The 11,376-nt window shown below is 62.8% G+C and carries 9 protein-coding genes; 8 read left to right on the plus strand and 1 reads right to left on the minus strand.

The features are described from left to right. Positions 1-74: 74 nt before the first annotated feature. The 7 genes from G3N59_RS21000 (at position 75) to ugpB (ending at position 8,654) form a co-directional block, all read left to right on the plus strand. On the plus strand, positions 75-1,802 hold the full coding sequence (locus G3N59_RS21000; protein ID WP_205984550.1) for an alkaline phosphatase family protein: 1,728 nt from the start codon (positions 75-77) through the stop codon (positions 1,800-1,802). 134 nt (positions 1,803-1,936) lie between these two features. Beyond that, complete coding sequence (locus G3N59_RS21005; protein WP_205984551.1) at positions 1,937-3,370, plus strand: cytochrome c peroxidase; 1,434 nt, start codon at positions 1,937-1,939, stop codon at positions 3,368-3,370. Further along, on the plus strand, positions 3,351-3,746 hold the full coding sequence (gene gspI, locus G3N59_RS21010; protein ID WP_205984552.1) for a type II secretion system minor pseudopilin GspI: 396 nt from the start codon (positions 3,351-3,353) through the stop codon (positions 3,744-3,746). The genes G3N59_RS21005 and gspI overlap by 20 nt, the downstream gene beginning before the upstream one ends. Beyond that, positions 3,724-4,428, plus strand: coding sequence for a prepilin-type N-terminal cleavage/methylation domain-containing protein (locus G3N59_RS21015; protein ID WP_205984553.1), 705 nt, complete (start codon positions 3,724-3,726; stop codon positions 4,426-4,428). The genes gspI and G3N59_RS21015 overlap by 23 nt, the downstream gene beginning before the upstream one ends. 2 nt (positions 4,429-4,430) lie before the next feature. Beyond that, positions 4,431-5,549, plus strand: a complete 1,119-nt coding sequence (gspK, locus tag G3N59_RS21020; protein ID WP_205984554.1) for a type II secretion system minor pseudopilin GspK — start codon at positions 4,431-4,433, stop codon at positions 5,547-5,549. A gap of 117 nt (positions 5,550-5,666) precedes the next feature. Next, a complete protein-coding gene (locus G3N59_RS21025) occupies positions 5,667-7,160 on the plus strand; it encodes a methyl-accepting chemotaxis protein (protein ID WP_241023679.1) in 1,494 nt (497 codons plus the stop codon). A gap of 123 nt (positions 7,161-7,283) precedes the next feature. After that, positions 7,284-8,654: a sn-glycerol-3-phosphate ABC transporter substrate-binding protein UgpB gene (ugpB, locus tag G3N59_RS21030; RefSeq protein ID WP_346777911.1), complete on the plus strand. Its 1,371-nt coding sequence runs from the start codon at positions 7,284-7,286 to the stop codon at positions 8,652-8,654. A 61-nt stretch (positions 8,655-8,715) separates the two neighbouring features. On the opposite strand, the gene G3N59_RS21035 is transcribed toward ugpB, so the two are convergent. Further along, positions 8,716-10,566, minus strand: coding sequence for an acyl-CoA dehydrogenase (locus G3N59_RS21035; protein ID WP_205984555.1), 1,851 nt, complete (start codon positions 10,564-10,566; stop codon positions 8,716-8,718). Between the two features lie 244 nt (positions 10,567-10,810). Between G3N59_RS21035 and G3N59_RS21040 the strand changes: the two genes are divergently transcribed. After that, positions 10,811-11,332 (plus strand): cysteine hydrolase family protein, encoded by a 522-nt coding sequence (locus G3N59_RS21040; RefSeq protein ID WP_205984556.1) that lies wholly within the window; start codon positions 10,811-10,813, stop codon positions 11,330-11,332. The last annotated feature ends 44 nt before the right edge of the window (positions 11,333-11,376 follow it).

An 11,376-nucleotide genomic window follows, 5' to 3' on the forward strand; every position in this document is an offset into this window, starting at 1 on the left:
GCCTGAGAAAAGCAACGTCATGGCAAAAGCAGGAAAAAACACAAAAACATCAACGTCGATAGAAGGGGATTGTGATGCGTCGTACCGTCTGGACAGCCATCGCGCTGGCCGCCGCTGCAAACTGGCTGGCCGCCTGCGGCAGTAACACGACTAGCACCGTCAGCGCACAGGATGCACTGACCACCACCACGCCGATCAAGCATCTCGTGGTGATTTATGGCGAAAACGAATCGTTCGATCATTACTTCGGGACTTATCCGAATGCGGACAATCCGTCCGGCGAACCGGCATTTACGGCAGCATCGGATACGCCGACCGTCAACGGTCTGACGACCACGCTGCTCACGGACAACCCGAATTCCTATAACGCCACCAACCTGACCATTTCCGGTATCACGGCCGCTTATCTGCAGCCGTTCCGTATCGACCGTGCGCAGGCGAACACCGCGTCGCAGAACCATAACTACAGCCCCGAACAGGAAGCTGAAGACAATGGCGCGATGGACGAATTCGCCTACTACACGGGTAAGGCCACCACCACCGGCTCCGGCGTGTTCGACACGAAGGGCATGGTGATGGGCTACTTCGACGGCAACACCGTCACGGCGATGTGGAATTACGCGCAGCACTTCGCGATGAACGACAACGCGTACACGGGCACGTTCGGCCCGTCCACGCCGGGCGCGCTCGAAGTGATCTCCGGTCAGACCAACGGCGTGACGCTCACGACCGGCACCAGCACCAACAGCACGACGATCTCGGGCGGCACGTCGCTGAGCACCCAGGCGATCGCAGACGGCGCAGACGGCTTCTCGCTGATCGGCGACCTCGACCCGACCAACGACCAGTGCACGATCAACAACGACAGCACCACCACGGTCACGGCGGCGATGAGTTCGTCGAACAAGAATATCGGCGATCTGCTGAATTCGGCGGGCATTACGTGGGGCGGCTTCATGGGCGGCTTCAACCTGTCCACGACCAATGCCAACGGCACGACGGGCTGCAGCCGCAGCACGTATTCGTCGGTGCTGAATTCGAGCGTAGTGGACTACGTGCCGCACCACGCGTGGTTCCAGTACTACACGACCACGTCGAACCCGGCCCACACGCGCCCGACTTCGACCGCCTATATCGGCTACACGGAGCCGAAGGACAGCACCTCCACGCCGGTCCATCACCAGTACGACGTCAACGACTTCTATACGGCCGTGAAGGCGGGCAATTTCCCGTCCGTGAGCTTCCTGAAGGCGCCGGCGGTTCAGGATGCCCACCCGGGCAATTCGGACCCGCTCGACGAGCAGTCGTTCGTGACCAACGTGGTCAACTTCCTGGAAGAGCAGCCCGACTGGAAGAACACGGCCGTCATCATTGCCTATGACGATTCGGATGGCTGGTACGACCACCAGTACATCACGCCGACGAGCGCTTCGTATGCGACCAACGACTACCTGAACGGCACGAGCACCTGCGGCACGGGCACGGCGCCGGTCGGCGTGACGGGTTCGCCGGTCAACGGTCGTTGCGGTCCGGGTACGCGTACGCCGTTCATCGTGATTTCGCCGTGGGCGAAGAGCAATTACGTGGATAGCACGGCCATCACCCAGGCGTCGATCACGCGCTTTATCGAAGACAACTGGCTGGGCGGCACGCGTATCGGCAGCGGTTCCTTCGATGCCTCGGCGGGCAGCATCCTGAACATGTTCAATTTCAGCGGCAGCGGCAATAACTCCGTGCTGTATCTGGATTCGAGCCTCGGGACCAAGCTGTCATCGGCACCGGCCATATCGGTGACCAACTAGCGATGCGCGGTTCTTCGCCTGCGCCGCATGGGCAGGCGAAGAACAATCCGATCCGTGGTTTCGCCGACGAGCCAGCGTTTCGCGCTGGCTCGATTTGTCGTTGTGTACTGGGTTAATTTTCTGCTGTCGTCATCATGAACTCTCGTTTGAATGTCGTTGCGCCGTCAACCAATTCGGGCGGCACGCCTGCCGCCGGGCGGCCGCGGTATCGCTTCGTGCTGTGGGGCGCACTTGCTGCGCTGCTCCTGCTGGCCGCGTGTGGCGTCTATGCTTTTCAACATCCCGAGCGCATGCCGCAAGCCGTCGGCGAAATGCTCGAAGATGAGTTTGGGGTGAATCCGCATCCGGTTCATTTGATGAAGCCGCAGAATGCGCCCTTGAGTTTGCTGGCGCAGATCGGCAAGCAGATTTTCTACGATCAATCCTTGTCCGCTTCGGGCAAGCAGTCCTGTGCGTCCTGCCATAGCCCGCAGCATGCTTACGGTCCGCCGAACGCGCTGGCCGTGCAGCCAGGCGGCGAGCATCTGACGCAGCATGGCTACCGGCCGCCGCCTTCGCTCACGTATCTGTATCGCCAGGCCAACTTCAGCATTGGACCGGATGCGCCCGATATGGATGTCGCGCCGGTCGCCCTCACCACGACCGCGCAACAGGCGCAAGGCGTGGCGCGCGCGCAGAAGAATGCGGGCGTGGCACCCGCTGCGCCCGCGATGGTGCCGCAAGGCGGCCTGTTCTGGGACGGCCGTGCCGATACCTTGCAGGCGCAAGCCATGGGTCCGCTGTTCAATCCGGTGGAAATGGCCAATACGAGCGAAGCCGAAGTCGCGCGCAAACTCGAGCGCGCCGGCTATCTGGACGAACTCAAGAAACTGTTTGGCCCGGCCGTGTCGTCGGGGTCCGTCATGCTGGTCGACGAAGCGATGTCCGCCGTCAGCCGCTATCAGATCGAAGACGCCTCGTTTCACGAATTCAACAGCAAGTACGACAACTGGCTCGAAGGCAAGGCGCGTCTGAGCCCGGCGGAATTGCGCGGCCTGCGTCTTTTCAACAATCAGGACAAGGCGAATTGCGCGGGCTGCCATTTGAGCCAGCCGGGCCGCGACGGCCTGCCGCCGCTCTTTACCGACACGCAATACGAGGCGCTGGGCGTGCCGCGCAACCCGGAACTGGCGCAGAACAAGGACCCGAAATTCTTCGACATGGGTCTGTGCGGCCCGTACCGCCAGGATCTCGCGAGCCAGACGCAATACTGCGGCATGTTCCTCACGCCGACCCTGCGTAACGTCTCCACACGCAAGACCTTCTTCCACAACGGCGTGTATCGCGACCTCAAGCACGTGATGGACTTCTACAACCTGCGCGAAACCTCGCCGGAAAAGATCTATCCGCTCGATGCCTCCGGCAAGCCGCAAAAGTACAACGATCTGCCGGCGAAATACGCGGCCAATGTCGATATCGCCGATGCACCGTTCGACCGAAAATATGGCGATAAACCGGCGATGTCCGATCAGGATATCGACGACATCATCGCGTTCCTGAAGACGCTGAATGACGGCTACAAGCAATAAGCGCCGCGCGCGCGGCTTCACCATGATCGAAGTGCTCGTGGCGCTCGCCATCATTGCCGTCGCGCTGGCGGCATCGATGCGGGCGGTGGGCAACCTCGCATCCAGTGAAGCGGAATTGCACCTGCGCCTGCTGGCGGGCTGGAGTGCGGATAACGCGCTGACCGATCTGCGCGTCACGCACGCGTGGCCGCCGCTCGGCGTGAAGCAGTTCGACTGCTCCGAAGGCAACTTCGCACTCGTGTGCACGGAAAACGTGAGCACCACGCCGAACCCGCTGTTCAGGCGCGTGGAGATCTCGGTCACGGCGCCGGGACACAAGGGCCGGCTGGCGCAGCTCATGACGATGTTCGACGATGAAATCAACCGTTCGCTCTAATCGGCGCGCCGTCCGGCATGTGGGTGCACGCGCGGGTGCACGCACAGGCGGCTTTACGCTGCTGGAATTGCTGGTCGCGGTGGCGATTCTCGCGGTGGTCGCGGTGCTCGCGTGGCGCGGTCTCGACGCCATTGCGCGGGGCCGCGATTCGATCACGCGTTCGATGGCCGACGAGCGCGTGTTCGCGCAACTGTTCGACCAGATGCGCATCGACGCGCGGCTCGCCGTCTCCGACGATGAAACCGGCGGCAGCGCGATTGCCGCCGACGCCTCCGGCCTGCAGATCGTGCGCACCTGGCCCGCTGCGGCAGGCGAGGCGCCGCGGCTGGAAGTCGTGCGTTATCACGTTGCCGATGGTCTGGTGATCCGCTATGCGTCGCCGCCCATCGGCAACTTCAGCCAGCTTCGCCACACGATGCGCAAGGGCGAAGACAGCACATGGAGTTCGGTTGCGCTGATGAACGGCGTGAACGCGATCCAGGTGCGCATGTACGTGCCCAAAACCGGCTGGACGACGCAGATGACCGATGTGCGCAGCGCGATCGTGGCCAACGACAACAACCTGACGATCCCGCAACTGGCCGCGATGCCGCTGCCGCGCGCAGTGACCGGATTGCGCGTGAGCATTCGCGCGGCGTCGCTCACGCGGCCCGTCGATCGCGCGTTTCTGGTGGGGGAGTGAGGATGCGCAGCAGTGGATCTCCCCGCACGCCGCGTCGTAAGCAACGCTGCAAGCCGCGCGAACGCGGCGCGGCGATCATTACGGCGCTGCTGGTGATGGCGTTATCGGCGATTCTTGTCTCGGGCATTCTCTGGCGCGAGCAGGTGCAGGTAAGGCGCATCGAAAACCAGCGGCTGATCGGCCAGGCGCAATGGGTGGCGCGCGGCGCGCTCGACCTGACGCGGCTCGTGCTGCACGCGGAAGCCGACACCTTGCCGTCCGTGACCTATCTGGGCGGGCTCTGGAGCACGCCGGTTGCGCGCACGCGCCTGAGTCATTTCATCGGCGAAACGGGCGGCGACGAAGATGCGATGGCCGGATCGACCTGGCTTACCGGTACGGTCGAAGACGCCCAGTCGCGTTTCAATCTGCGCAGTCTGGTGGCGAATCCGTCGCCCGGCGTGCTGGAAGTGAACGTGACGCAATTGCAGGCATTCCAGCGGCTGCTGCAACTGTTGGGTCTCGATGGCAAGCTGGCGAGCAAAACGGCGCTCTATGTGCGCGCCGGGCTGTCGCATTCCGCCACGCGTTTCGAAAACGCCGGAACAACGAGCGCATCCAGCACATCGGCCACATCGAGCCAGCCGCAGGAAGACGGCGCCAATGTCACCGATAACCCCGGCCTCGACGATGACGACGACGCGGACAGCAAGGTCGCATCGCTGCTGATGACCGACACGGACGCCTTGCTCGACATTCCCGGTTTCACGCCAGCGGCCGTCGCACGCTTGCGCCCGTTTATCACGGTGCTGCCGAACGCCACGCCGGTGAACATGAATACCGCGAGCGCCGAAGTGTTGAGCGCCATCGTGCCGGAAATGACGCTGGCAAAAGCGCAGGCGTTCGTCGCGCGTCGTCAGACGGTGTTCTTTCGCAATATGAGCGATGTGTCGCTGGCGCTGGCAGCCGCCGATGTCGAAGGCGTGACACTGGATTCGTCGCTCTACGACGTGAACACCAGCTACTTTCTGGTGCACGGCGGCGTGCAGCACGATCGCGCCGAAGTGGACCGCACGACGCTGGTGTGGCGCGATCCGCTGACTCACGCCACACGCGTGGTGCGCGTGCAGGATCAGCTATGAAAGGGGTCTATTTTGCAAAGCGGCGCGACTGAATTTTTTCGTCGCTATAATGCCGGCGCGGGGCTATACGAACAGGAATACTAATAATATCTGAGAGAGGTGGCCGTGGAAGCTAACATGAATGTCATGTCGAACCATCCCGGTGTAGCCTTTGCCGAACCGTCGCGAGCGCAGGGTGAGAGAGACCTTCTGCGCTCGCTCCATGTGAGCGTCGACCGCATGATGGTTGGCGTGCTGTGGGCCTTGTTCGCCGCCGCCTGCGGACTCGCGAGCCACTACGACACGTGGCAGGCCGTGTTTGTGATCGGCTTGCCGACTGCGGCGCTCGGCACGATCCTGGCCTTCGTGCTGCCTGGCTGGCTGATCACGCGCCTCTATATGGCCGCATCGCTGATGACGTTTGCCGCGCTCCATATCCATCAGGAGCATGGCGTGCTGGAGCTGCATTTCGGCGTCTTCGTCTTTATGTCTTTTCTGCTGGCGTATCGCGACTGGCGGGCGATTCTTTGCGCCGCCGCCGTGATCGCCGTTCATCATGTGGCGTTCAATTATCTCCAGTTGTGGGGATTCGGCGTATTCTGCTTTACCTCGCCGTCGCTCGTCACGGTGCTGGAACACGCAGCTTATGTCGTCGTTCAGGCGGTCCTGCTGAGCTATATCGCGCACAGCATGAAACAGGACGCGATTGCCGGGCGCGAACTGGCCATGCTCGGCGATGTGCTGTCGCGTCACGCCGGGCATTTCGATTTGCGCGTCGACTGCATCACGTCGCTCAAGGGCGCGGGCAGCCGGCTGTTTCAGGGCACGCTGGCTGCACTGCATCGCACGATGCGCGATATCGTCGGCACGATCGACACGATGGCGAAAGCGTCGGACAGTATCGCCGAACGCAATCGCGCACTGTCCGGGCAGATTTCGACGCAGGCATCGACGCTCAAGGACAGCGCGGCCGCTATCGGCGTGATCGAGCAGCGCGTGCGCGAAAGCGCCGATCACGCCAGGCAGGCCAATCGCATGGCGCAGGAAGCGGCGGGCATCGCGCAGGATAGCGGCCGCGCGGTGAGCGATCTGGTCGGCAAGATCGGGCAGATCAACCAGGCGGCCGGCAATATGAGCGCGATGATCGAAACCATCGAGGCGATCACGGTGCAGACCAATATCCTCGCGCTCAATGCAGCCGTAGAAGCGGCGCGGGCGGGCGAGAAAGGGCGCAGCTTTGCCGTCGTGGCCGGGGAAGTGCGCGCACTGGCGCAGCGCAGCGCGGCCGCCGCGAAGGAAATCAAGCTGCTGATCGAGGCATCGCAACAGCATGTTGAGGAGGGCGCGGGACTCGCGCAGCGCGCGGGCGATTCGATGGCGAGCGTGCTGGCGCGCATCGAAGCCGTGGCCGGCGTGGTGGAAAACGTCGCGGCTGAAAGCGAGCTACGTTCGCAGGACTTCGAGCAATTTCTACGCGAGATGGCCGCCATCGATGCGATGTTCGCGAGCGATGTGGCGCATGTGTTCGATGTGAGCGCGGCGTCGGCGGGATTGCGGCAACAGGCGAACAATCTGCATCGGGAGGTTTCGATCTTTCTGGTCGATGATGGCGCAGAAGACGATGAAGGCTGAGCCGCGCGACGCCGCTTGCGTCATATCGCTGTGCTAACCTTGCGCAGCTTCGCGCTTTGCCATGCCGCTTCACAACCGCTTTTTGCCATCCCGTATCGACATCCTGCCAGGGAAGAGAGCCCGATGAGACAGCACAAGAAGTTGCGCACGAAACCATCTATTGCACTGCGCCATGCCGCGCGCATGATCGCCGCCGCCGCGGTGTGTGCGGGCGGCGTTCTGGCCGCACCGGCCGCTCACGCCGCGCCGACTGAAATCCAGTTCTGGCATGCAATGGAATCGGAACTGGGCGAGCGCGTGAACGAAATCGCCCAGCAATTCAATGCTTCGCAAAGCGAGTACAAGATCGTGCCGGTTTTCAAGGGCACTTACGATCAGACGCTGGCGGCCGGCATTGCCGCTTATCGCAGCGGCGACGCTCCCGCGATCCTGCAGGTCTACGAAGTCGGCACGGCCACGATGATGCAGGCGAAAAAAGCCGTCGTGCCGGTGTACGACGTGATGAAAAATGCTGGCGTGCCGTTCGACGAAAAGGCGTTCGTGCCGACCGTCGCGAGCTATTACAGCGACGCGAAAACCGGTCATCTGGTTTCGATGCCGTTCAATAGCTCCACGCCGCTGCTTTATTACAATCGCGACGCCTTTAAAAAGGCTGGCCTGAATCCCGATGCGCCGCCCAAAACGTGGCCCGAAGTCGCCGCCGATGCCGCAAAACTCAAGGCCGCTGGCCTGACCTGCGGCTTCACGACCGGTTGGCAAGGCTGGATTCAGATCGAAAACTACAGCGCCTGGCAGGCCGCGCCGATCGCCACGCGCAACAATGGTTTCGACGGCGCAGACGCCGAACTCGAAATCAACAAGCCGCTGCAGGTTGCGCATATCGCCTTCCTGCAGAAGATGGCGAAAGACGGCACCTTCACCTATGTGGGCCGCAAGGACGAAGCTACCGCCAAGTTCTATAGCGGCGACTGCGGCATCATGATGGGATCGTCGGGCGCGCTCGCCAATGTGCAGAAGTACGCGAAATTCCAGTTCGGCACCGGCATGATGCCGTACGACCCGAGCGTGAAAGGCGCGCCGCAGAACGCGATGATCGGCGGGGCGAGTCTGTGGGTGCTGGCGGGCAAGAATCCCGAGGTCTACAAAGGCGTTGCGAAGTTTCTCGCCTATCTGACTTCGCCTGCGGTGGCCGCGAAGTGGCATGAAGATACCGGCTATCTGCCGGTGACGACCGCGGCTTACGATCTCGCGCGCAAGCAAGGCTTCTACACCACGCATCCGGGCGCCGATACGGCCACCAAACAGATGCTCAACAAGCCGCCGCTGCCCTATACGAAGGGCCTGCGTCTGGGCAACATGCCGCAGATTCGCACGGTGGTGGACGAGGAACTCGAACAGGTCTGGACCGGCAGCAAGACGCCGCAACAGGCGCTCGATTCGGCCAATTCGCGCGGCAACGAATTGCTGAGGCGTTTCGAAAAGCAGGGCGGTTAAGCGTAAAACCGCAGGTCACGAATAACGGCGCGCTGCCTTTGAAACAGCGCGCCGTTGTGTTTTAGAACCACGCGTCCTGCATGTCGAGCGTGGTGCGATCGAGCGACGCGAGCAGATCGAATTGCGCCGAGGTCTTCGGCAATTCCCATGCGAAGAAGTACGTGGCCGCCGCGAGCTTGCCGCGATAAAAATCGGCGTCGTCGCCTTGTGTGTGCTTGAGCGCCGCGCGCGCGGCCAGCGCCTGTTCGAGCCAGACCCATGCAACAACCACGTGGCCGAACGCTTCCAGATACACCGAAGCGTTCGCCAGCGTCACATTCGGGTCGCCTGCCGCCCACAGCGCGCGCGTGACCTCGGTCAGTCGCGCCAGCGCCGCGTCGAGCGCGCGGGCATGCGCGGCGTCCTGCGCTTCGCCATTCGAGCGCGCACGATCGAGCGTGGCCTGCACGCGCTGCGCGAACAGCTTGAGCGCGGCGCCGTCCTTGATCGTCACCTTGCGGCCCAGCAGGTCGAGGCCCTGAATGCCGTGCGTGCCTTCGTGAATCGGATTGAGGCGGTTGTCGCGATAGAACTGTTCGACGTTGTACTCGCGCGTATAGCCGTATCCGCCATGCACCTGGATCGCCAGATCGTTGGCGGCGAGACACCATTGCGACGGCCAGCTTTTCGCAATCGGCGTGAGCAGGTCGAGCAGCAGCGTGAGCGGTTCGCGCGCGGCATCGTCGTCGATGGCGCTGGCTTCGTCCACGAGCTTCGCGCACCAGAGGTTCAGCGCGAGCGCGCCTTCCACGTAGCTTTTCTGCGCGAGCAGCATGCGGCGCACGTCCGCGTGTTCGACCAGCTTGATCTGCGGCGAGGCCGGGTCCTTGCCCGCCGCGCCCATGCCGCGTCCCTGCGGACGATTGCGCGCGTAATCGAGCGCGTGCAGATAACCGGTGTAGCCGAGCATCGTCGCGCCCAGACCGACGCCGATGCGCGCCTCGTTCATCATATGGAACATGCAGGCGAGGCCCTTGTGCGGCTCGCCCACCAGATAGCCGATCGCCCCTGCGCGGCCGCCCGGCGCGTACTTCGTGCCCTCGCCGAAATTCAGCAGGCAGTTGGTGGTGCCGCGATAACCCATCTTGTGATTGAGACCCGCGAGCACGACGTCGTTGTGCTCGCCGCGCGAGCCGTCTTCGTTGACGAGGTACTTCGGCACGATGAAGAGCGAAATGCCTTTCACGCCGGGAATGAGCTTGCCGTCCGGGCCGGGAATCTTCGCCAGCACCAGATGCACGATATTCTCGGAAAGCTCGTGCTCGCCGCCCGAAATCCACATCTTGTTGCCGCGCAGACGATATTGCGCACCCAGCGCGGATTCGCCTTCGTAATCGGCACGCGTGGCGACGTCCGAAAGCGAGGAACCGGCCTGCGGCTCCGAAAGACACATCGTCCCGAAGTAGCGGCCTTCGAGTTCGGGCTTCACGAAGGTCTCGATCTGCTGTTCGGTGCCGTGCTTGAGCAACAGGTTCGCATTGCCGATGGTCAGGAACGGATAGGCGCTCGACCCCACGTTGGCCGCCTTGAACCAGGCGAAGCCGGCTTTTTCGACCACCAGCGGCAACTGCATGCCGCCGTAGTCGTAATCCTGGCCCGCCGCCATCAGGCCCGCTTCGCAGAACGCCTTCAGGGCGGTTTTCACCTCGGGGATGATGGTGACGGTCTCGCCGTCGAAATGCGGCTCGTGCTGGTCGTTCTTCTTGTTGTGCGGCGCGAACAGGTCGGTGGCGATCTTCTCGCAGGTGTCGAGCGCGGCGTCGAAGGTTTCGCGCGAGTGATCGGCGTAGCGTTCGATGCGCGTCAGGCGCTCGACATCGAGCCATTCATACAGCAGAAAATTCAGGTCACGGCGGGAGAAGATCAGCGACATGGCAGGCGGTCTCGCGAAATAGGTGACGAGGAAGAGCGCCAGACTACACCGAAATAGAACGATCGTGCTATTGGTGATTGCGCGAAGGGCGCGGCGGGTTTGCGAGGATTCGCATCGCGCAGCTTGCTTTGCCGCTGCGTCCCGGAAACAATGGTGCGCCGCGCGCTCATCGAGCTGTCGTGGTTCAGTCAACGCGCATTTTCTGCCCACTCACGGACACTCACTGAAGAACAGGAGCATTTGCATGAGCCAACCCGCGCTGATCGTCATCGACCTCCAGAACGACTACTTCCCCGGCGGCGCGTTCGAGCTCTGGAACGCCGACGCGACGCTCGCCGTGGTCGAGCGCGCGATCGGCCGCGCGCAGGCGAAGGGTATTCCGGTGATCCACGTCCAGCACGTCGCCGATGCCGCCAAAGGCAACTCGCCGTTCTTCAACGCGGGCACGGTCGGCGTGGAAACGCATGCGCGCATCCAGGCCGCCGCGCCCGACGCGCCCGTGGTCGTCAAGCAGTTCGCCGATGCCTTCGAGCGCACCACGCTGCACGACACCTTGCAGCGCCTGGGCGTGGACGAACTGATCCTGTGCGGAATGATGACGCAGAACTGCGTGACGCATACGGCGCTGTCCCGCCGCGCGGACGACTACCAGAAAGTGACCGTGCTCAGCGACGCCTGCACGACGGTCAGCCAGATGATTCACGCCATCGCGCTCAACGCGTTGGCTACGCGCGTGACGCTGGCGCCTTCCACCGAAGTCTTCTGATTCTTGCCGATCTGAACGGCGCGCTGGCGGTTGAAGAAGATCAG

This window comes from Paraburkholderia sp. Ac-20340 (genome assembly GCF_017104965.1).
Taxonomy (GTDB): domain Bacteria; phylum Pseudomonadota; class Gammaproteobacteria; order Burkholderiales; family Burkholderiaceae; genus Paraburkholderia.